At 44.4% G+C, this 22,414-nt stretch carries 21 protein-coding genes and 1 riboswitch; of the genes, 5 read left to right on the top strand and 16 right to left on the bottom strand.

What is annotated here, in order from left to right:
• Positions 1-16 precede the first annotated feature (16 nt).
• From KHN79_RS20250 to KHN79_RS20190, 13 genes are all read right to left on the bottom strand, one after another.
• Positions 17-1,675, bottom strand: coding sequence for a phosphoethanolamine--lipid A transferase (locus tag KHN79_RS20250; RefSeq protein WP_182008911.1), 1,659 nt, complete (start codon positions 1,673-1,675; stop codon positions 17-19).
• 21 nt (positions 1,676-1,696) lie between these two features.
• Positions 1,697-2,053: a diacylglycerol kinase gene (locus KHN79_RS20245; RefSeq protein ID WP_280519666.1), complete on the bottom strand. Its 357-nt coding sequence runs from the start codon at positions 2,051-2,053 to the stop codon at positions 1,697-1,699.
• A gap of 233 nt (positions 2,054-2,286) precedes the next feature.
• The gene (locus KHN79_RS20240) at positions 2,287-2,583 is read right to left on the bottom strand and encodes an isoamylase early set domain-containing protein (RefSeq protein ID WP_182008912.1); all 297 of its coding nucleotides are present in this window, start codon (positions 2,581-2,583) and stop codon (positions 2,287-2,289) included.
• A gap of 146 nt (positions 2,584-2,729) precedes the next feature.
• Positions 2,730-3,176, bottom strand: coding sequence for a DUF3429 domain-containing protein (locus tag KHN79_RS20235; RefSeq protein ID WP_182008913.1), 447 nt, complete (start codon positions 3,174-3,176; stop codon positions 2,730-2,732).
• Positions 3,177-3,186: 10 nt separating this feature from the next.
• On the bottom strand, positions 3,187-3,732 hold the full coding sequence (locus tag KHN79_RS20230) for a glutathione peroxidase (RefSeq protein ID WP_182008914.1): 546 nt from the start codon (positions 3,730-3,732) through the stop codon (positions 3,187-3,189).
• Between the two features lie 269 nt (positions 3,733-4,001).
• A complete protein-coding gene (gene ribB, locus KHN79_RS20225; RefSeq protein WP_182008915.1) occupies positions 4,002-4,658 on the bottom strand; it encodes a 3,4-dihydroxy-2-butanone-4-phosphate synthase in 657 nt (218 codons plus the stop codon).
• Between the two features lie 117 nt (positions 4,659-4,775).
• Positions 4,776-4,916: riboswitch (FMN riboswitch) on the bottom strand.
• Positions 4,917-5,019: 103 nt separating this feature from the next.
• Positions 5,020-5,637, bottom strand: a complete 618-nt coding sequence (locus KHN79_RS20220; RefSeq protein WP_182008916.1) for a triacylglycerol lipase — start codon at positions 5,635-5,637, stop codon at positions 5,020-5,022.
• A gap of 84 nt (positions 5,638-5,721) precedes the next feature.
• On the bottom strand, positions 5,722-7,584 hold the full coding sequence (locus KHN79_RS20215) for an MFS transporter (RefSeq protein WP_182008917.1): 1,863 nt from the start codon (positions 7,582-7,584) through the stop codon (positions 5,722-5,724).
• Between the two features lie 144 nt (positions 7,585-7,728).
• Complete coding sequence (locus tag KHN79_RS20210; RefSeq protein ID WP_182008918.1) at positions 7,729-8,478, bottom strand: helix-turn-helix transcriptional regulator; 750 nt, start codon at positions 8,476-8,478, stop codon at positions 7,729-7,731.
• Positions 8,479-9,117 (bottom strand): HD domain-containing protein, encoded by a 639-nt coding sequence (locus KHN79_RS20205; RefSeq protein WP_182008919.1) that lies wholly within the window; start codon positions 9,115-9,117, stop codon positions 8,479-8,481.
• A gap of 434 nt (positions 9,118-9,551) precedes the next feature.
• Positions 9,552-10,898 carry a magnesium transporter gene (locus KHN79_RS20200; RefSeq protein ID WP_182008920.1) on the bottom strand — a complete coding sequence of 449 codons (1,347 nt, stop codon included), beginning with the start codon at positions 10,896-10,898 and terminating at the stop codon, positions 9,552-9,554.
• A 409-nt stretch (positions 10,899-11,307) separates the two neighbouring features.
• Positions 11,308-12,630: an AarF/ABC1/UbiB kinase family protein gene (locus KHN79_RS20195; protein ID WP_182008921.1), complete on the bottom strand. Its 1,323-nt coding sequence runs from the start codon at positions 12,628-12,630 to the stop codon at positions 11,308-11,310.
• 196 nt (positions 12,631-12,826) lie between these two features.
• Entirely contained in the window at positions 12,827-13,498 is a 672-nt protein-coding gene (locus tag KHN79_RS20190) for a pyridoxamine 5'-phosphate oxidase family protein (RefSeq protein ID WP_182008922.1), read from the bottom strand.
• A 128-nt stretch (positions 13,499-13,626) separates the two neighbouring features.
• Between KHN79_RS20190 and KHN79_RS20185 the strand changes: the two genes are divergently transcribed.
• Positions 13,627-15,036: a PLP-dependent aminotransferase family protein gene (locus KHN79_RS20185; protein WP_182009396.1), complete on the top strand. Its 1,410-nt coding sequence runs from the start codon at positions 13,627-13,629 to the stop codon at positions 15,034-15,036.
• A gap of 5 nt (positions 15,037-15,041) precedes the next feature.
• Here KHN79_RS20185 and yjeH read toward each other — a convergent pair whose 3' ends face one another.
• The gene (gene yjeH, locus KHN79_RS20180; RefSeq protein ID WP_182008923.1) at positions 15,042-16,304 is read right to left on the bottom strand and encodes an L-methionine/branched-chain amino acid transporter; all 1,263 of its coding nucleotides are present in this window, start codon (positions 16,302-16,304) and stop codon (positions 15,042-15,044) included.
• 178 nt (positions 16,305-16,482) lie between these two features.
• Between yjeH and KHN79_RS20175 the strand changes: the two genes are divergently transcribed.
• The 3 genes from KHN79_RS20175 to KHN79_RS20165 all read left to right on the top strand — a co-directional run bounded on the left by KHN79_RS20175 (position 16,483) and on the right by KHN79_RS20165 (position 18,604).
• Positions 16,483-16,977 carry an Lrp/AsnC family transcriptional regulator gene (locus tag KHN79_RS20175; protein WP_182008924.1) on the top strand — a complete coding sequence of 165 codons (495 nt, stop codon included), beginning with the start codon at positions 16,483-16,485 and terminating at the stop codon, positions 16,975-16,977.
• A 3-nt stretch (positions 16,978-16,980) separates the two neighbouring features.
• Positions 16,981-17,895, top strand: a complete 915-nt coding sequence (locus tag KHN79_RS20170; protein WP_182008925.1) for a LysR family transcriptional regulator — start codon at positions 16,981-16,983, stop codon at positions 17,893-17,895.
• Between the two features lie 94 nt (positions 17,896-17,989).
• A complete protein-coding gene (locus KHN79_RS20165) occupies positions 17,990-18,604 on the top strand; it encodes a LysE family translocator (protein WP_182008926.1) in 615 nt (204 codons plus the stop codon).
• A 121-nt stretch (positions 18,605-18,725) separates the two neighbouring features.
• On the opposite strand, the gene KHN79_RS20160 is transcribed toward KHN79_RS20165, so the two are convergent.
• Positions 18,726-18,947 carry a hypothetical protein gene (locus KHN79_RS20160; RefSeq protein ID WP_182008927.1) on the bottom strand — a complete coding sequence of 74 codons (222 nt, stop codon included), beginning with the start codon at positions 18,945-18,947 and terminating at the stop codon, positions 18,726-18,728.
• A 246-nt stretch (positions 18,948-19,193) separates the two neighbouring features.
• Positions 19,194-20,627 (bottom strand): glyceraldehyde-3-phosphate dehydrogenase, encoded by a 1,434-nt coding sequence (locus KHN79_RS20155; protein WP_182008928.1) that lies wholly within the window; start codon positions 20,625-20,627, stop codon positions 19,194-19,196.
• Between the two features lie 769 nt (positions 20,628-21,396).
• Between KHN79_RS20155 and KHN79_RS20150 the strand changes: the two genes are divergently transcribed.
• A complete protein-coding gene (locus tag KHN79_RS20150) occupies positions 21,397-22,380 on the top strand; it encodes a Gfo/Idh/MocA family oxidoreductase (RefSeq protein ID WP_182008929.1) in 984 nt (327 codons plus the stop codon).
• Positions 22,381-22,414: the final 34 nt, after the last annotated feature.

The following is a 22,414-nucleotide window of genomic DNA, read 5'->3' as shown; positions in this document are numbered from 1 at the left end:
ACGTTGCTTTTATACACTATGTATTAGGCGTACGACATGTTTTGAATATGTCTAGACTTGAGTCGTAAGCATTGGTTTGAACATCCATTAGCCCTAAAAGAGAATGAAATACATTGTCTTGTGAGTACTTACCCACTACTTGTGCTTCTCGCTTCAAACAATCTGAGTTAACCTGTTTTACTTGTTTAAAGCCCGGTGACATCCACGTCACGAAAGGCACGCGTTTTTGGTATTCTGGTGCAAGGCTATATGGCATTCCATGTAAGAACATACCGTTTTCACCCAGTGATTCGCCATGGTCTGAGATATAAATCAAAGCCGTGTTGTACTTATCTTCTAGCCCGTTAAGCTTTTCGATCGTCTGTTCCAGAACATAGTCGGTGTAACGAATGGTGTTGTCGTAGCTATTAATTATTTGCTCAACACTGCAGTTTTCAATATCGGCGCGCGGACAGTCAGGCTGAAAGAAAGCTTTGTCTTTCGGGTAGCGCTGAAAGTAGGTTGGTCCGTGGCTTCCATTGAGGTGCAAAGTAACAACCCGGTTGCCATTCATGCTTTCGATTTCCTGATCGAGTCCGTTGAGCAGAGCTATGTCATAACATGTGCTGCCATTACACCATTGATCAACTCTGTTTCTGTCTATGGTTACCTTTTTGATTTTATGAGCAACGTTTTTATCTCCACCGTCATTCTCTTTCCACAACAGGTCAATGCCCGCTCGTTGCATGACATCGAGTACATTATCCTGATTGTCTGCTTTGTTGCGGTCGAACTTATTATGAGTTAGCTGGGAGAACATACACGGAAGCGATACTGCCGTTGCGGTTCCGCAAGAGGCGAAGTCCTGAAAAGAAATCACATCCAGTTGGCTGGTGTAAGCGTTGGTATTTCTGTCATAGCCATTTAGCTCGTAGTTTTGGGAGCGAGCGGTTTCACCAACAACGAAAACTAATAAGGTTGGTTTATCTTCTGCCTGCTTTAGTGCGGCTTGTGATTGTTTAGCTTCTGTACCAATCTCGCGATAGGGCTCCGGCGTAGTGAGGTAATTTTTCTTGATGTAGCCGGTTGCGCTGTGAACGAACTGCGTAGGAATGATCATCTTCTTCAGGTAACTGTTATTACGACCGACCGATGAGTAGTCCTGATAATACAGTCCAGCGATAGCAGCGATGACAGCAAGAGAGGCGATCATCGAGATTAATTTCGCTATTGAGAAGCGAAGCAGTTCTCCTTTGAGCGGACGTAATTTGGCTTTAGCTAAAAGCAACGCGGGAACGATGCCCATTAATAAAACCCATATTGCAGAGTAGGCGCTGAAATAAGAGCCAGCTTCACTAGAGTCAGTCTCAATAATATTGGCGATCATTCCGTAGTCGAACAGTGTTCCATAGTTGTAACTTGCGTAGCTCACCATACTCGAAAGAATAAGCAGTAAGATAAAAAACGGTTTTCCTATCCATGGCCAGGTGAACAAATTAAAAAGAAAATTGAGTGCTGCAATAAAGAAAATCGGAATGGTAATAACAAATCCGGTTTTAACTCCATCAAGGGTAGAGAAAATCCCGATGAGTTCTTTATAAATTGGGATATTGACGACAAGCGCGAAATAAAACGCCAATAGAAAAGAAAAGGCAACGTAAGAGATACCTTCTTGTTGTATATCAACGGTCTTCATAAATAACTTTCTTACAAAAAACTAAAGTAAAAATGACGTCCAAACGAAAAGGACGAGGAGAAGTGCGATAAATACCGCCGCAGAACCAATATCTTTCGCGCGGCCACTTAACTCATGCCACTCATCCCCAACACGATCAACTACCGCTTCTATGGCGGAATTAATTAGTTCGACGATTAACACCAGCAACAGACTGCTGATCATCAGTACTCTCTCTAACGTGGTGACGGTTAAAAAGAATGTACTGAGTGATAGAACAAACGACAGGAGCAATTCCTGCCTGAAAGCTGCTTCGTTAATCCACGCTGCTTTCAATCCCTGAAATGAGTAACCGGTCGCGTCCATGACCCGGCGAATGCCTGTTTTTCCTGGTTTCAAAATAGAGTTCCATTACTGCTCAATGACAAATGCACTAGCTGGTGTTCAGTTGCACCAGGCTAAGTGATAAGAGTACGGGGACAGGCGTGAAACATTTGTGAATAGAAGGGGATACAAATTTCAGAGAGAAGACGGGGAGAGCACTAATAGTAGAGCAGGCAATAAATTAGATCTGGATGAAAAGAGGCGCAACAAGTGCGCCCAAGTACAAAATAAGGTTAAATGTGTTTTGGTTATTCGCGTGTACAGACGACGCTGTTATCACTGCCAAAGCCGTTAGGAACATAGCTATCGGCCTGAGGGTCGTTTTCCCATTCCGCTTCATCAAGTAAGTAACGAAACTCAATGTTTTGTTCCTTTGGTAACCGGGTTTTGAACTTAAATTGTCCACTTCCTTTTACCAGTTTCATTGGCTCTGGTTGCCAATTATTAAAGTCACCGGCGATCTGTATTGATTCGCGCTGTTCTTTATCGAGTTCAAAGGTGACTTCGACTTCATCTTTAGTTTTAAAAAATCTTTTTTTAAGCATTGATCTATCCCTGTTTGTAAGAAAACTAATCTAAATATTGCAAAGGTTGCATATTAATTTCAAGTTTTATCAGCCCCTTTAAGGCAAATTAGGGAATGATGAGTCGTCTCTAGGCGTTCTGAGTACGCTGAATTCATGGGTACTGCCTAAGCAAATAAGGCGATGAAGTGCATAATCAGCACGCCGCACGTGAGTTTCCCCCTCATTAGCTGATAGCCTTTGGGATCGACTTCTTGCTCAACTTTTCTAATCAGTTTTTCAGCGTACCAGACGGCGATGTAACCCGAGGCCAAGAGTAATGTGGCCGTTATGTAATGAGTGTATCCCTGAAGCAGGGCTCCCCAGGCGAGTAAAACGAAGAGGTTACTCAGCACTAAAATATTACGGCTTAAACGATGGTAATAATGATCAATCCCATTGCCCCATAAGACGCCGGATAAAAAGCTTAAGATAACAGCGCTATAAGCAATAAAGAATTGATGGCCGTTTAAATTGAATAGGGTTGTGTCGAAAAAGAGCAGCAACAAACTGAACAGGAATGGTAGCAATCCCAGATAGCCCAGACGCAACATGGTTACGCGCGTAGTGACCATAGCTCCACTCCTACAAATGTTGTTCAATCATATCAGTAAGCGTAGTGCTTGTCGGAGAGGTTGAGCTCGGAAATGTTGCGATGACATTGCCTTCTTTATCGATGAGAAACTTGTAGAAGTTCCATCTCGGAGAAACTCCGGCCTGTTGGCTTATTTCGCTGAATACGGGGTTCGCACTGGCACCTGTTACGGAACTTCTTGCCATCATGGGAAAGGTGACGCCGTAATCGAGATAACAGATTTTTGCTGAGTTTTCCTCTGTTCCTTTGTCTTGTTTAAAATCATTACTCGGAAAACCAACCACTGTGAAGTTTTTATCTTTGTATGTTTGGTACAGCGCTTCTAATTGTTCAAATTGCGGTGTAAATCCACATTGGCTAGCGGTATTGACGACAAGTAAGGTTTTGCCTTTAAAACTCTCACACAAATCAATTTCTTCGGATGAGTTCAACAGTCTTTGTTTGCCTTGAAGGATATCAGGGCAGCCCGAAGCGAAAGCGCACGAACTAAGGCTTAAGAACCCGATAGCGATGAAGTGCTTGATTATTCCATTCATGAGCCGTTCTCCCCGTTTATTAACTCAGTATAGTGTTACTCAGTTAAACAAACATCGATCAAAAAAGCCGCGCGAATACCAATCTGGATAAGTAAATGATCAATTTATTGCGAAGAAAAAATCACTTAGAGCAAGGCATAGATTGAAGTAACTAGTTATTCTAATTGCAAAATCTATAACGCAGCTATCAGTGATTTTATCCAGCAATCATGATCAGATACTTGTGTAGATTGGTATAATGTGCGGCCTGAGAGCAAAGAGGGTAAGTTTTACGCCAGCTTCAAATCAAACTGGTTGCGGTAAGCGACCATGTCTTCAATCGTTAGCACAGGCATGTTGTGCAGGCGGCCGAAGGCAACCAGTTCAGGTGTTTTCGCCATAGTGCCGTCAGGATTAGTCACTTCACATAGTACGCCAGCAGGCTGAAGCCCGGCCATTTGCATTAAATCGACGGTACCTTCTGTATGACCACGGCGGGTCATCACGCCACCCGGGCGTGCGCGCAGTGGAAATACGTGCCCCGGACGAGCAAGGTCTTCTGGTTTCGCATGTGGGTTAGCTGCGGTTTTGATTGTCGTTACGCGATCAGCGGCAGATACACCTGTAGTTACGCCAACTTTAGCTTCGATTGAAACGGTAAAGGCAGTTTGGTTTGCACTATTGTTGTCTACTACCATAGGCGGCAGCTCAAGTTTGTCTGCCTGAGTGTCTGTAAGACAAAGGCACACAATACCACTGCATTCGCGGATCATAAGCGCCATTTGTTCGTTAGTCAGGTGCTCAACTGAGTAAATAATGTCGCCTTCGTTTTCACGATCTTCATCATCAAGCAGAAGGACACCACGGCCTTCTTGCAGCGCAGTTAGTGCGTTTTCAACACGAGTAATTGGGTCGCCGAACTCGGCAAGTAGAGATGACTGATTCATGGTTAACTCCTAAAATATGACCAGAATCAGGGCGGTATGAGAGGTCGCCATAAAACGCGACTATAAAGAAATGCACCAGAATCACCTCAACATTATGAGATAGATTGACTGGTGTCTTCTTATTCTCTTTCATCCGGACTATAACCGTCGGCTCTGGCATCTCACCAGATCTGCTGACCTCGACGAATCGAGCGCTCGCGGGCTCACTCTAAAGAGTATACCGCCGGTGGGGAATTTCGCCCCGCCCTGAGAACAATTAAAATGACGCCAAACCTCTTGTGTTAAGAAGATTGGCGTAAAGATAGTACTGAGTTAACAATATTTTGGGAAGTCGATTGAGCTTTTATTAGTTAATTTTGTGCTACCGACGAAAAAAGTCGGTGCGAATGAAGTGATCAATCTGTTCAGGAACGTAGGTATTGTAGATTAGGCTAGTATGAGTTTGCTTGGCTTCAATATGGTCCTGCATCCCTTCCAGACGAGTTTCGTCGACGGTAACCGTACCATCGGATAAGGTATTCCCATCGCGAATTAACAACGGACGAGCACCGATAGGGAGTGTGCCTGCGATACTACCGAGTTTTTGCGGAAACTCCCAGACGTCGTCGTGTTTATTCAATCCGTGATGCGGAGAATTACCCAAAATCGCCCCCAATCCAAGATCTTGAATGCGGGATACTATTGAAGCTCCTTTCAGAGGCGAACCAATGGCAATAACGTGAGAAACCAGGTTTGTCGATGGCTTTCTGTTCGCCAGATAGCGTTTTATCATCAAGCCGCCTAAGCTGTGCCCCACCAACACATTTGTGGTAAGCGGATTGAGTGCATGATCTATTGAGTTGAAAAGCGCTTCTTCATTGATAGATAAAGTGTTGTAACTCAACACTTGGGTTTCGTAGCCCAGTTTACGCAGCTTTTGGCTAAGAGGTTGCATGACCAGACCATGCATATAAAGACCATGTAAAATGATGATTTTCATATTATCTCCATTGATGTAACAGGGCGTACTAACCTTGGGTTCTGGTAAATATACATTAGTCATCCTACTCTAATTTGGGCGTAACTACTTGTGATTTATTAATAAACCTTGCACCTCTTGCTGCAGCATATGGCGGTCTAAAGAAACAGGGCTGATCACTTCGCCAATGTTTACCTGGACTTTAGACCAAAATCGCTTCGGTAAGGTGGTGAGTGCATGCCCACCTTTATGGCTAAAAAATGACCCCCACAGTCCTTGCAGCGCCATCGGGATAACTGGCACTGGTGTTCGTTGGAGAATTTTTTCCACCCCAGGTCGAAACTCACCTAGCTTACCGTCAGACGTCAGTCGACCCTCTGGGAAAATACACACAATCTCTTCGTTGTTTAAAGCTTGCTCTATTTGTTCAAAGGCTTTTTTGTAAGTGTCTGCACACTTACGCGGAGAGCAAATGGGAATGACACCCGCGTGGCGAAAGATATATTTAAATACTGGCAGTTCGCTGATGGACTTATCCATCACAAAACGTACCGGTCGGGTCGAGGTGCCCATCAGGATAAGCGCATCTACATAACTGACATGATTTGCGACGATCAACGCTGCACCTTTTTCCGGGATATGCTGGCGTCCGTCAACCGATACCCGATACAGGCAATGACTCAGTAAGTAGCTGATAAAGCGTTGAGTAAACTCTGGAACCTGGCGGTAAACATACATCGCGACTAAGAAATTCCCGATCGCTACGATAGCGAACAGCTCAAGAACAGAACGTTCTAGAACACTGAGTACGAATATTGATACCAAGGCTGACACGACCATGAACAAGGCATTCATGATGTTATTGGCAGCGATAGAACGTGCACATACCTCTGCTTTAGCGCGAGACTGAATAAATGCGTACAGGGGCACGATAAATACACCGCCGCTTAATCCGGTAAAGAACAGATCCATCATGACGCGGTAGTGTTTGGAATCAGAGACGAAACTTTGTACGTCATAGTACTGGTTCGGCAAGGTGTCGTATGACGGTACCGCCCACAACAGGTCTACGCCAAAGATGGTTAAGCCAAGGATACCAAATGGCAGAATACCGAGTTCAACATGATCAAAAGAGAGCTTTTCACATAGCCACGAGCCGGAGGCAATTCCAATTGAAAATAGTGCGAGTAACAAAGATACGACGGTGCTGTCGGCAAACAGATGTTCGCGAGCGAAATTAGGGAACTGCGTCAGGTAGGTCGCCCCCATAAACCAGAACCAGCTGATCGCTAAAATCGACATCCAAACTCCCTGTTGTTTCTGTGCGACTGCCAGAGTTTTTTTAAGGCCGTTGATTGGCTCGAACTTAACTTTATGTTTTGAGCGGCCCGGTAACGCGGGAATATTTAAACTACTGATGAAGCCTGCTAGTGATAAGACGATGACAAGGCATGATGCGATGAGAGTGCCATTTGGAACCGCAAATAAGATTCCCGCCGATAATGTGCCAATCAAAATAGAAAGAAAGGTGCCTATCTCGACCCATGCGTTACCTTTTATTAGTTCACTTGCTTTCAAAGCCTGCGGAAGCAAAGCGTATTTTACAGGGCCGAAGTAAGCCGATTGTGTTCCGGTTAAAAAAAGCAGCACCAGCATCAAGATGGCATTTTGCGTCAGGATAGCGGCAGCAGCACAGGCCATGATCAGCAGTTCAATCAGCTTTAAACGACGAATAAGCTTTGCTTTGTCCACACTGTCCGCGATTGCGCCAGCATGAGCTGAAAACAGGAAGAAGGGCAGAATAAACAGACCTGCTGCGAGGTTAACAAACAAACTGGTGGATACAGGCAGTGAATCAACCAGACTGTAGGTGACCATTAATAAGAGTATGTTTTTATAGACGTTGTCATTCAGCGCCCCAAGGCATTGCGTGACAAAATAAGGGAAAAAGCGTTTAGAGAAGAACATGCTGGCACCAAAGGAAAAAAGTCAAAAGATGTGAGCACTTTATGCCTTGTTAGCAGATACACCAGCTTTATATCAAAAGTCACATTATATGAGACTTAAGGTGGCGATTATTGCAACTTACCGGATCTTAGGTTGCTTAAAATGTTACTTTTTATTCGGTGCACGTTCCCATGGTTCAAAGAGAGGAAATGTCCATCTGCGCATCGCGATAACTAAAGAAGTACCATGTTTTTCACGCATTTCCAGAGAGTTGTCACTTTGGCAGGCTTGATAGAAGTCGTCGATCACTTTTTGCAGTTTGTGTTGGAGTTTTTTGTTGGTTGGAATACTCATTAAGCCCGTCGCCATGGACAGTTTTTCATCCTCTGCGGAGAAGTAGCTCTGGAAGAAGGCTTCCTGTACCTGCTGTTGAAAAAAGCGCTGAATCGGGCCGCCGGTTTGCCATTGAAACGTTGGAGAAACCCGCAAGCGGAGTTTATTGCCGGGCAGTAAATCAATAATATTAAGATGGTCTAACTGGGCCAGTTTCTGTACCAGCTCTGATTCGCAAAAGGTGTATTGCTCAATGATTTGCTCAAACTGATAACCGTTTAAGACACAGACAGCAACCAGTAACAGAGCTTTGTCTTCAATCAGGTGCTTTTCTTGTTCCAGAGTGAGTGATTCTAGGCCTTTGTTATGTGAAGCGGCGAGTTTAAACAGTTCTGCCATTTCTAAACCAATAAGCTGGCAGATACGTTCAAGGCGTTCGAGGCTAATTTGGTGCCCTTCAGCGAGTAGTCTTTTCACTGTCCCTTCGCTGACCTCAAGATGCTGCGCAACGTCGACATAGTGCAGTCCTGAGAGTTTTAACTGACGTTTCAGTTCTTTAATCAAGGCATAGCTTTCAGACATTTACTCAGTTACCTCATCACGCAGTTGACTCAAATAAGCCTGCATGAACACCTTGCGCTGTCGTGCTTCTTGACGGGCCGATTCCGTATTCATTGTTTCCACAATTTTGAACAATTTGGTCTGAAAATGATCAAGCGTATATTGCTTGTCATCCAGATCGCGCTGTTCGGCAAACATATCTTGGTGATCGTAGAGTTTTGCATCGAACTGGGTACTGACCTGAATACAGCGGGTCACGCCTATCGCACCTAATGCATCCAAGCGATCGGCATCCTGAACCACTTGCGCTTCTAATGTGTCAGGGCGAATTCCGGCACTGTAGCTGTGCGCTTCTATCGCATGAGCAATAGCGTCATGGTAGTGCTGCGGATAATCAATACTCTCTAAAAAGGCGATAGCCTTTGTCGCTGCAATTACCGAACTTTTCTTTCTGTTGGGATGATCTTTGGGATAAGTGAAACAGTCATGCAGATAGGCCGCGGGTAGTACAACCTCTAACTGAGCCCCTTCTTGCTCAGCAAGCTTCTTCGCGGTTTTGGCAACACGCTTGATGTGGCTAAGGTCGTGAGCGGCATCGACTTGCATCTCTTGCTGCATAAATTCCAGAAATAGCGGTTCAGCTTGGCTTAATGAGGTCATGGGTAATACTTAATGTTGGGAATTGTGAAAATTATGCCCAACACAGTGACGAATTTCCAAAGGCGATGGTGTTATTGAGACTTATACCCGAATAAGCCCGAGTGCGTGGCTATAGTAAACAAGTTTTCGAATGTTTGACGACAGGAGAAGGTGAGGTGGTATATAAAAAATAGCCAACCGCAAATAGTGCGATTGGCTTATATATATGTGAACAAAATCGAGTCCACTAACAACGTCAGTTGGCTAGGTGACCCTCGGCTTAAGAAGGGTCGGTTGATATATAGCAGCTTGTGTGCCAACTTTTAAATCCACGTAATACCGTAGTTTTGGCGAGGTACGTTGTTTAAAACTCGTTAATACTTGCAATTTGCAACTGCGATTTGCAATTTTTCATTATTATGCTAGTGACTGATCAATTAATTACTATTAAATGATTACAATAACACTAGGCTAGCAGTACCTAAAAAGGCAAAAAAGCCTACAACATCTGTAACAGTCGTCAAAATCACTGAGCCGGCAAGCGCCGGATCCAGTTCCAGCTTATCCAAAATGATGGGAATCAAAACACCAAACAGTGCTGCGGTGATGATGTTGACCACGATTGCCAGAGCGATGGTGCCGCCAAGGATTGGTGACTGGAACCATACCCCGGCCAATCCTCCAATGATGAGGGCCCAGGCAATACCGTTTAAAGATCCGATACCGAGTTCATTTTTTAATAGCTTGAACCGGTTTCCTGGTGTGATCTGGTTAAGTGCCATTGCCCGGATCATCAGTGTGAGAGTCTGGCTACCGGCAATGCCTCCCATAGAGGCAACTATTGGCATCAACACTGCGAGTGCGACCACCTGAGCTATGACATCTTCGAAAAGGCCAATGGTGATTGAGGCTAATATCGCAGTAAGTAAGTTAATACCGAGCCAAACCCCTCGTTTCTGGGAGCTTTTCATTACAGGTGCGAATAAATCATCGCCTTCGTCCATACCTGTACCCGCCATTAATCGTGCTTCATAAATTTCACGCTGGGTACGTAGAGCAAATTGCCAGTCTACTTCGCCGATTAAAGTCTGATCCGCGTCCGTAACTGGTAAAGCTGAGAGTGCGCTGTGCTCCAATGCTTCTACGGCTTCCGGTAAAGACATCTTACTGTCAACGATGGTGACCGTTTCAATCGCCAAGCTTTTTAGGCGAGTATTAGAGTCACTGCGCAGTATTTCGTAATAGTTAACTGCACCACGGAACTGTTTGTTTCGGTTAATTAAATAGACTTGCTGAGGTGTGTCATAACTGTAGCGATCCATCAGTAGCTTCGCAGTGCCTACTGTAATGTTGAATGGTAGGGTGATGATCTTACGTTCAGCCCAACGACCAATCTCTTCATCTTCATAAGCGTTAGCAAGATCGTAAAGCTCCAACTCGTCTTTTTCGATCAGTGATAGCGCTTCATTAATGATCTCTTCCGGCAGAGAATCTGCCCACTCGATCAGTGAAAGGTTATCCAGTTTCGCAAGGGTGAGTTTTAACTCGACTTCGGATAATGCATTAATGATAGAAAAGCGCACATCAGCACGCATTTCAGTCAATACATCAATATGCAGCTCTAGTGGTAAGGCTCTCCATAACCGGACACGATCATTAATGGTGAACGCTTCTAGTATCAAAGCTATCGCACCGGGTTCCAGACCTGCTTCAATAGACTCGTTGAGCGTTGTGACTTGATCCGCTTCTTCGGCTTGTCCAATTTGTTGTATTAGAGTGGAGAGATCTTGAAACTTGCTCACCGAGCACCCCGATATTTGTTCGTTTTAATGGAAAATAAAAATGTGTTCATTGCTCTCGAATCATTCTATCAACAATAGTGAATATGAACATTCGGGCAATATACCCAAGTAACCTCAAGATGCTTGGTTCAGCGAGAATGACTTGGCTTACAGACGAGGCAACGATTTGATGATCTAGTGGTTCTAAATCAAAAATCGTTAACGAAGTATGTAAGCCAAGGCAACTCGCCCCTTGGGAGCATGTCACTGGCACAATTTCATCGTCAAACAACTTGGAAATAGCTCGCTATTCCGCTGCGTTGCTTTCCTTGAACTTGAATCAGTGACAGTGCTCTGAATCCTGCATCTTGAAGTCACTTGGGTATATATATGTATTCAAACTACGCGAAAGCAAAAGAAAAACAATAGGCTAGTCGTTATTGATCTTGAGATAGGGCAAAACAAGATTGCGAATGTTCACTTTGGCATCAATTCGGGCAGCAAGTAAGTACATACCAGCTATTTTACGGTGGAGAAAAATGGCATCTGCCGGTGGAGTGTGCCAGTAATCTTGTTCCATACTGAGTATTTTACCCGCATCTCGCAACCTCTGCGCAAGGCCGCTGGCTTTAAAATCATAGGCTTCGTCAACTAACATAGGCTCACACGCCATTTTCACCAGGTCCAGAATTGCTTGTCGCTGCTCAGGTATTATTGTCTGGCTGAAAAAACCTATTTGCTGCAAGGCGTCATTCAGCCCGTTTTCATCCTGGTTAATGACAGAAGAGAAAGCCAGGCGATAACCAGAACTAAATCGTTCGCTGTATTCTCGGGTCGCTCCAAAATCTAACAGGCCAATCTGTTTGGTCTCTTCAAGATAGATATAGTTAGCAAAGTTTGGATCCGTCTGAACCATTTTAAACTCAAACAGTTCACGGAATAGTAGTTGAAGCAAATTATGCATGACGAAATCACGTGTGCTTTGATCATAATTTATGATGGTATCTACGGAGTTACCTTCGATGAACTCCATTGCCAAAACAGATTGCGATGAACTTTCAAAATGGATTTTTGGTACAACGAAATGAGGATTGTCTTTTAATGCCTCGTAATAACGCATAGCAAATTGTGCTTCGCGCTCGTAGTCAGCCTCGTCGTGCAGCTGCTTTTTCGCCTCTTCTAGTAATCCTTTATAGTCTACGGATTCTGGTATCAAACCGACCACTTTAAGCAGTGTGCCGACATTGTCGACGTCACTGTTGATGCTCTTACGAATGCCGGGGTATTGGACTTTTACTGCAAGCTTATCCCCTGCATCACTGTATGCCTGATGAACCTGACCGATAGAAGCACTGGCGATAGGCTTAAAGTTAAACGCGAGAAATTCCGCTTTCCAGTTTGAACCCAGTGCATTTTCCAGCACACTATTTAATTGTTTTGCTGGCATGGGATCGGCGTTGGATCTGAGCCTTGAAAGAATGTCTGCCAGTTCAGGGTCAAGAATATCACCCGTATCCATTGATATCATTTGGCCGAGTTTCATCGCGGCACCACGCAGGTGAGCAAGCTGGTCGGTTAGCCTGGTAACGTTTTGCGGAGTTAATAGGAGGTCTTTTGCTTTAGGTTTATTGCCTTTAACAAGTTGCTTTGTGCCTTCTGCAAGGACATTCCCTGCAACTCTTGTTGCTAGCGAGGCAAATTTACCGAATCTAGAAATGCGATGTGTGGGTAAGTTTCTTTCTTTGTCCGACATTGAGAGTCTCCCGTTACTCACTACGATTAGTATGGTATCCAAACTGGCATTGAACGCTGTTTTATGAAGCCATTTAGCGATTTCTGTTATACGGGAAAACGGTGCGATTAGATACACTGACAAAGAAAACCACCAGTAGTGCTGGTGGTTTACGAGTTCAATACTTACATTTAAGGCGGCTCAGTGTGCTTAGTGTTTAGTCCAGACTCTCATTGTTATACCAACGAGTCGGGTAAGCGCTGCTGTAATCTGGTGTTGTAATACCTTCATACAGATCATGACTTGCTTGTAGCGGACCAACCACGGTTCGGTACGGAAGTATGCCTGCCCATACTGGTATATCCATATCTTCAGCGTCATCTTTTACGTCGGAGTTACTGATTTTTACAGAAGCCTCTTGCAGTGAGATTCTCAGCAACAGAGTCGCATTCAGCTCTTTTTCATTACTCAGTCTGATTTGTTCTGTTCTGCCCGGAGCGATTTGCTCTACAAAGTGATTCAGCAAGCGATCCTTTTCATTGTTGTCCGGTACTTCCTCAAACTGACCAAACACAACAGCGCTTCGGTAATGAGCGCTATGGTGGAATGCTGAACGAGCCATTACCCATCCATCAAACAATGTGAATGTTAGGCAGCTTTGCTGACCTTGTTTGAGTGAGCGGAGTAAGCGGCTGTTGTTTGCACCATGAATATAGACAAACTCACCCACACGCCACGCGAGCATCGGGATCACGACAGGGCCCGACTCATTGGTGATTGCAATATGCGCTATTAAACTTTCATCGATAATCGAGTGTAGCTTTTCAACCTCAGTGACGGCTTTGTGAGCCCCTTTCTTAATTTGAGTTCTTTTCGTGTTTGATAACATTGCTGCTCTCCTTGGCGTCACCCCAATGCTGGGACTTAATTCAATTTTTATTAGTGTTGAATTGCAATCTATCGCCTAACTGGTAGTTTAAAGAGAGCCAGTTTTAAACAAAGGATGGATCCGGTTTGTTGATTGATGTGGGTGATTTATGTGTAAACTCGGAGTCCGGGACTCTGCAGCAATCGGTTTTCTTTGCGATTCGGGAGAAGATCGTCAAAGGTCTTTGGCCTATAAATGGCAAATTACCCTCCACTCGTAAGCTGTCTCATGAACTGAACATAAGTCGAAACACGGTAATTTTGGCGTACGAACAACTAGTGGCCGAGGGGTATTTAATAAGCCGGAAAGGTTCTGGCTTTTATGTTGCTGTGGAATTGCCTGAACAATACTTGCCTGAGAAGGTGTCCGTCAAAACATCTAAAACACCAGTCAGTAAGCATGATATGAACTCCGCGTTTGCTCCGGGAGTCCCTGATTTGGCTCTGTTTCCTGGTGTTATGTGGCAAAAGTATCTCAACCGCCATTTAACGAGAGCATCGCTGCTTGGCAATCAGGATATACAGGGAAGTTGGGCACTGCGTTGTGCTCTGTCTGATTATTTAGCTTCCAGTCGTTCAGTAAACTGTACCCCTAACCGAATTATCATTACCTCTGGCGCCCAACAAGCGTTGAGCATTGCGACAATGACCACGTTAAACCGAGGCAGCAAAGTACTGATGGAACAGCCCGGCTACGCGCAAATGCGCAAGTTGATCCAGTTTCAGCAGTATCAGTTTGAGCCGTTGCTTGTTCAGGAAAAGACTGGATTTGATGTGAACACTGTGACTAGCAGTGATGCTGATGCACTTTACATTACGCCAAGTAACCAGTATCCGATGGGTACCACCCTGAATACCGAGCAAAGAGGGAAAATTATCGACTGGGCGGAACAGACCTCGTCCTGGATTTTAGAAGATGATTACGACAGTGAGTTCCAGTTTGCACATCGTCCATATACCAGTCTTCAGGGACTAGCCGCGCAGATGGGGCGTGATGATCGCGTTCTTTACATCGGCTCTTTCAGTAAAGTCATGTTTAACGGATTGAGGCTCGGTTACCTCGTTGTTCCGGAATCGTTGGTAGAATCGTGTCTGATGGTTAAGGATGCGCTAAGCGGAGATTCGCCCAGTCATGTACAAGAAGCAATGGCGGATTTTATTAGTGAGGGCGGGTTGCTACGTCACATCCGCAAGATGCGCCGTGTGTACAAAGCCAAACATGAACAAATGAGTCTCTCAATTGGCAAGCACTTGGGAGAGAAAGTCAGCGTAATCAGTCAGGCGGCAGGGTTGCACATCACACTGAAATGGTGTTCGGGTATTGATGAACAAGCATGGACGCAACGCGCTGCCGCTGAAGGCATCGTATTACGTCCGTTAAGTTATTATGAGCACCCTGACTTTAAGCATCGTGATTGGAACGGCGCTGTTCTCGGCTATGGTAATGTCTCGTTAAAGGATATAGATTCTCATATAAAACGCTTATCTGAGTTGTTTTAGGGCTGCTATTCTATCGCGCGAGCAGGCCGCTTTTGCCTCCATTGCTTCCAAGGAAAGGAAAGTAAGGCGAAAATCGTGATCGCGTATAACATAGACCAGCCCAGGCAAATAAACACGCCCGTGCAAAGTAGTAAAGATACACCTGCCAGCACCTTACCAACTCCACGCAACAGTTTAAACGCCGACAGCATAGCGAGGAGATAAACCAGCACAAAAATGCTGTTAGCGAGCTTGAGGAAAAACTCCAAATCAAGCTGTGAAAGAGTTCCTATCACGCATGATATCAATAAGACGAAACCAACCAGTAATGTTGCCGACGAAGGGACGCCTCGACGGGAGATTTTCGCGAGCTTACTATCCGGCCTGTGTTCACGAGCCTGGCTCCATACCATTCGAGACAGACTTTGTGTATACAGATTCACACTGGCAAAACACGCGGAAAAACCAATCACACTGATAATCCATTTAGCGCTGTCTCCCAACAGTTGGGCGCTTAACCAGGGGATAGAAGCGTTATCAAACTGGGGGGTGCCATAAGCACCAAACTTTAGGATAACCACTGAACAAGCCCAATAAGTCACTCCTGCGACAAAGCAGCCGACAATAATGGCTATCGGAAAATCTCGCTGCGGATTCTTAAATTCTTCGCCCATATGAGCAAAGGCCTCAATACCGACAAAACACCAAAACATCACACCCAGTGCCGCGGTTATCGGCCAAACTGAGTCTGCTGTGATGTCAGGCATTATAAGATCCGCATTGTTTATCTCTCCCTTCCACAGGAAAGCGCCAACCAGAGCGAAGACACTTAATGCGATAACTGTCTGCAAGCGACCAGATGACTTAGTCCCGAGTAAGTTAACAAAGACCAGAAGCAGAACAGTCATTACCTGAGCAAACAAGTTATTGTTTATTGGTTCAGGTAACAGCTGTTGAAGAAAGCCAGCAGCAAGAGCAATAGCTGCAGGAACGCCAACGGGAATGACGCTGACAAAAAGCCAGGCCACGCTGCTTTCCAGTTTGGGATTAAATGCTTTGCGGACGAAAAATGCTGTACCGCCAGCATTCGGATAACGTTTACCTAGTTGCGCAAAAGTCAGAGCTATCGGGCAGATGGCAATAAATAATAATACCCACGCCCAAAGTGAATAATGACCTGCAATACCTGCGGCAATGGCCGGGATCATAAATAGGCCAGTTCCCATCAAAGTAGTAGAAAGTTGGGCGATACCGGATACGAGAGAAATGTCTTTTTTGAGCTGTTCCATGCTACCTCTGAAGATCCCAATTGAAGAGAGCTCTAAGAATAAATGAGTTCTGAAAAACAAAATGCGTTACTGCGCCGTCAATATGACGGTTGTTTTAAATAATTCCAACAAAATGTTGGTTTCTTATGTATTTAAAATCGGTATAGAATGAAAAACACACGGAAGACGCGGTAAGTTTATGGACAAGTTTGATCACAGGATCATTGATCTCCTCCGGCACAATGCCCGGCTGTCAGTTACAGAAATTGCTGATAAAGTGAGTTTATCTCGTTCAGCCGTAACCGCTCGTATTCGCAAACTCGAAAACGACAAAGTCATCTTGGGTTATCACGCAGAAATTGCTCCGAATGAAGGGGACTCCATCTGTGCTTATTTTGCTCTGAAGTTTGATAAGTCAACCTCGACTTACTACTGCGAATCTTACGCCGACGAGCTATATAAAATTGATGGTGTGAAATGGTGCCATGCGATCAGTGGTGAAACTGACATGATGGTGTTTGTCGAGGTTCCGAACATGAATCGCCTGAATGAAATCAGAGATCAAATTCAACGCTTTCCTGAACTGAGACATCTTATGACCCATACGGTTTTGACCGAGTTTTTCAATACGACCGTTAATAAGTTTGTAAGGTGGAAACTGAGGTTATCTGGGTATAGTCATTCACATGGATAAAGCATGTTAAACCACATTAATTTAAATCTGTTGAGATCCCTGCATGTACTGTTGGAAGAGTGTCATGTTAGCCGAACCGCAGAGCGGCTTCATATCACCCAATCCGCGGTAAGCCGTCAACTGGCACAGCTTCGGGAGTTATGCGGTGATCCATTGCTTGTCCGACAGGGTAATCAACTGATTCCGACACCACGTGCCTTAGCATTAAAAGATAAGCTTGATGCATTACTTGCTGAGTTTGATCATCTTTTAGATGACAAGCCTTTTGAGCCACAAGACTGGCAGGGGGAACTGGTGATTGCCTCCAGTGATTATGTCGCTCAGTACGTACTTCCCGATATTGCATCACACCTGAGTGAACTAGCGCCGCAACTTGATATGGCTTATCGGCTCTGGCAGCCAGACTTTCTTGATAAGTTACACGAGCTAGGGATACATATCGCCTCTTCAATGTACCCTTCAAAACCGGAAGGTGTTTCGAGTATCAATATTGGTTCTGATACTTCGGTCTGCCTGATGAAGGAGAGTCATCCGTTAGCCAAGTTAAAAAATATCAGTGTGGAACAGCTAGTCAGCTATTCACATATCAAAGTCACTGGCGGTGGTGATAAAGATTCGAGTACCGATCTTGCGTTGAAACAGATTGGTCTAGAACGGCATATTGCATTCAAAGTGCCTTTCTTTTCTGCAGCGGTAAATAGATTGGTCACAAGTGAGCATCTTTTGGTTGTGCCAGAACATATTGCACTCAATTTAGCTAAGCACTGGAAGCTAGTTAACAAGCCATTGCCGATGAAAACCCAGACTCATGAGTACTGGCTTATGTGGCACCCTAAATACGACACTGATCCTGCTCATCGCTGGGTGAGAGAACAAATACGAGCGGTGATGCAGATATCGGAATACTCCATTCATTAGGTTATGACTTTTGGTTATGACCTTTATGAAAAACTTTGATTTCTATTTATATCCCTTCACTTGGTAGATTTAAGTCAAAGGAGGAGAGAGTTCTATGACACTAACAGTTTGGCTATCACTTTTTACCGTTTGTTTATTGGGTGCCATGTCCCCTGGCCCTAGTCTGGCTATTGTCGCTAAGCACGCACTGGCTGGTGGCCGAATTAATGGATTAGCGACCGCATGGGCTCATGCGTTTGGTATTGGTATATACGCATTTATTACCTTGATTGGTCTGGCGGTTGTTCTGCAGCAAAGTCCGTTTTTGTTTAAAGCAATCAGTTTAGCGGGTGCCGCTTATCTTGCGTATTTAGGTTTTAATGCTTTACGTTCGAAAGGGGGCGTTGCGGCTAAGCTTGAATCAGGGGAAGAAACGACGGTGATTCAATCGGCGAGAGAAGGCTTCTTCATTTCTATTCTCAGCCCTAAAATTGCCCTGTTTTTTATTGCGTTATTTAGCCAGTTTGTCGCTCTGGGTAATGAACTGAGCAATCAAATGATTATTGTTGCGACGCCATTTGTCGTAGATGGTTTATGGTATACGTTCATCACCATCGTACTGTCTAGCTCTAAGTTGGTTGACCGAATTCGTTCAACAGCGGTATTGATAGATCGCTTATCCGGAGTAGTACTTATTCTATTGGCACTTCGGGTTGTCGCAACGATATAAATATCTTTTTTTGAACATAAAAAAACACCCAGCGTGGTAAAACCGGCTGGGTGTAAGCAAGGAGTTTCTCAGGAGCTTTTTACTCTAATAGGGGGATTGGAGCGAGAAACATTTTAATTCTTTATCGGTGCACTTCTTCAAATTCGCCTTCTATCGCATCAGCTTTTCCGGTATTAAACTCGTACTCTTCCTGCATTTCTCTTTGCATGTACTTTTTACGAGCCTCAATACGCTTACCGGTTATCAGTGCCGCGATGGTCAATGGAATCGCCATGAGCAGGCTAAATATTAAAGCAAATAGACCAGTAATCAGTGCCAGTGCAGTAACGATGATCCGATTCATAATCTTGACCTCTTAATTCGTCTATGTATTCAGATTAGCGTTCTGAATATGAACGAAACATGAACGAAACGTCTTACTGTGTCTGGATAATGTCAAACCGTCTAAATGAAAAAACGCCTGAGGGTGAGCTCAGGCGTATAAAGGGGGTATTGATATTAGTAGTGCGCTTTCGCGCTTATTATTAAGAACAAATGTTAAGTTATCGCTCGTTACACCATGTGGTTAACGTTGTGGAGCAATGTTCACCTATCGAGGGAATGTTTGGTAACGAACACCCATCATTTGTTCCATACAGTGCACTACTTGGCAGCTGTAACCGAATTCGTTGTCGTACCAAATGTACAGTACACAACGCTTGTCTTGTGCGATAGTCGCCTGACCATCAACAACGCCAGGATGGCGAGAACCCACTAAATCTGTTGAAACGATTTCCGTTGAGTCAGTGTAGTCGATCTGTGCAGACAGCTCTGAGTTCAGCGCGATTTCACGCAGGTATTCGTTTAGTGAATCACGGTCAACATCTTCACCTAAGTTCAGGTTTGCTACTGCCATTGATACGTTTGGCGTAGGTACACGGATTGCGTTACCTGTCAGCTTACCAGCAAGTTCTGGCAGCGCTTTTGCTACTGCTTTTGCTGCACCAGTTGAAGTCAGAACCATGTTCAGTGAGGCACTGCGGCCACGACGGTCACCTGAGTGGAAGTTGTCAATCAGGTTCTGGTCGTTAGTGTATGAGTGAACCGTTTCGATGTGGCCTGAAAGTACACCGTACTTATCGTTCAGCGCTTTCAGTACTGGTGTAATTGCGTTTGTTGTGCAGCTTGCTGCTGAGATGATGGTGTCTTCTTCTTGAATCACAGATTCGTTTACACCAAACACAACGTTTTTGATGTCGCCTTTACCAGGAGCTGTCAGAAGTACTTTTTCGGCACCGTTACATGCTAAGTGCTGGCTCAGGCCTTCCGAATCACGCCAAACGCCAGTGTTGTCTACAACAAGAGCGTTGTTAATGCCGTATGCTGTGTAGTCAACATCGCTTGGGTTGTTTGCGTAGATGATTTGGATGAAGTTACCATTAACGATCAGTGCTTTACGCTCTTCATCAATGATGATGCTGCCGTTGAACTGGCCGTGTACAGAATCACGACGAAGCAGGCTGGCACGTTTCTCTAAGTCACCTTTCTTACCGCCACGTACAACGATAGCACGCAGTCTTAGTGGGTAACCAGGACCGCTCTTTTCGATAAGCAGACGAGTTAGCAGTCGGCCGATACGGCCAAAACCGTAAAGAACAACATCACGAGCTTTTAGAGAAGAGTCTGCGTCACGTGCACCTTCAAGCGCTGTTTGCACGAAGTCGTTAAGCGCAGAAGTGTCTTCGCGCTCATTCCAATACTGAGTTGCCAACTGACCAATATCAACACGGCAAGAAGAAATGCTCATTTCAGATAGCGCTTCAACGATAGGCATTGTTTGCTCTAGAGAAAGAGGGTTTCCAGTGTATCGTCTTGCAACGCGGTGAGCTTTGAGAATGTCGATAGTGGTGGCATTGATAAGTGTTTTACCGAACAGAATTACTTCGATTCCTTTTTCACGATATAGCTTACCAATTAGAGGGGAGATAGATTCAGCAATCGTTTGGCTAGTTTGCCAATCTTGGAGATATTTCTCTGGACTCATTGTTGTATTGGACCTTTCACGTTTTGGGGGCTAACCATACTCGCCGCTGTTACCTCTACGGTAGAGCGTAGGAGTGTGGTGGTAATGTAATCGGGTTGTAATAATTATGGGGCGGATTCTACGGGTGGAGGGCTTATTCTGCTAGGAAAATTAAATCCAGTGGAATTCACTGTTTTACAGGGCTGAAATGGACAATTTGTGTGACTAATGCGTTGTTTTTGATGTGTTGACAATTTCAAAAATGCAAACTTATTTTTCGTCGATAATGCTTATCTTCAAGGCTTTGTTGTGAAAAGTTATTTATAAGTTACATTTTGGTGTGATGTGAATCGATAACGCAACTTAACTGGTAAACATAAAAGGTATTATCGAGTGGTTTTTTAATTGAGCCTTAAGTATTAACTGAAATGTGCAGTGAAACCGGCATTTCGCGATCAAAAATTTTGCAGCAAATCACAATATAAAATGAGTGAATTAGCAGTAAGAACATGTATTAACCATGGTCAGAGTAGGCTTAATGTCAGCTCCGAAGGTAATTATCTTGGCCTAAAATTACCAACCATCTGGATAGAGATAGTTGAGGCTTATCAATAAATCCACGTTTAGCTGTAATTTAACTCATACTATTGGTGACGTTGTCACATTAAATGCATTAAAAGGACTAGAGCGTTTGGCTCTTTTAAGTTGTTTAAACAAATAAACCTTGTTTAAATCAACTATCAAAGCCGGAACATTTTGGTTTTTATAACGAAAATAAAAAGGAAGTAACATGTTTAAACTCGCGGTCATCGGGACTAACTGGATTTCTCAACAATTTGTTGAAGCTGCTATACAAACCGGAGAGTTTAGTCTTAGCGCTGTTTATTCGAGAGACATTGAGAAAGCCCGTTCATTTGGTACGCCTTTCGGCGCAGAGGCTTTTTATGACAATTTACAAGCACTGGGAAAAGATTCTGATATTGACGCAGTCTACATTGCCAGTCCGAATTCTCTTCATGCTCCTCAAGCATTGCAAATGTTGAAAGCCGGAAAGCATGTTATCTGCGAAAAACCGATGGCTTCTAATTACGAGCTTGCACAAGAAATGTTTCAGTGCGCAGAGGAAAACAATGTGGTTCTTTTTGAAGCGTTTATGTCGCCATACACACCAAACTTTGTCGTGCTTAAAGAGAGCCTACCGACGATTGCCCCTTTAAGACACGCGACTATCAGCTATTGCCAATACTCCTCAAGATACCAGAAGTATTTAGATGGAGAGAATCCTAATACGTTTAACCCGGACTTCTCTAATGGCTCAATTATGGACATTGGTTACTACTGTTTAGGTTCTGCTGTCGAGCTGTTTGGTGAGCCTAATGAGGTTCATGCCAGTGCCTGTGTATTGCCGTCTGGTGTAGATGGATGTGGAAGCGTGACGTTGGCATACGATGGGTTTAACGTGAACCTCCTTCATTCTAAAGTGAGCGATTCATTGATTCCCAGCGAGTTTCAGGGCGAGCAGGGGAGCGTGTTGGTTGATATGATCTCCACAGGGCGTGGTGTCGAACGTGTTCTCCGTGGTAAAGAGAAAGAGGTGCTGACACTGCCACAAACAGAAAACCACATGTTTTATGAAGCTGAAGCATTTGCTAAGCAGCTCAAACGTGGTGTGATTGATGAGAACACAAAACAACGTTCATTGACGGTAGCGAAAGTTCTAACCGAAATCAGAAGACAAACTGGCGTTGTTTTTCCGGCGGATAAGACGGTTTAAGTAAATGTTAGCCGCTTATATAAACGTTGAAGCC

It is taken from the genome of Vibrio sp. B1FLJ16 (assembly GCF_905175385.1).
Lineage (GTDB): Bacteria > Pseudomonadota > Gammaproteobacteria > Enterobacterales > Vibrionaceae > Vibrio.
The sequence above is the reverse complement of the archived record's forward strand: the minus strand, read 5'-3'. Positions and strand labels throughout refer to the sequence as shown.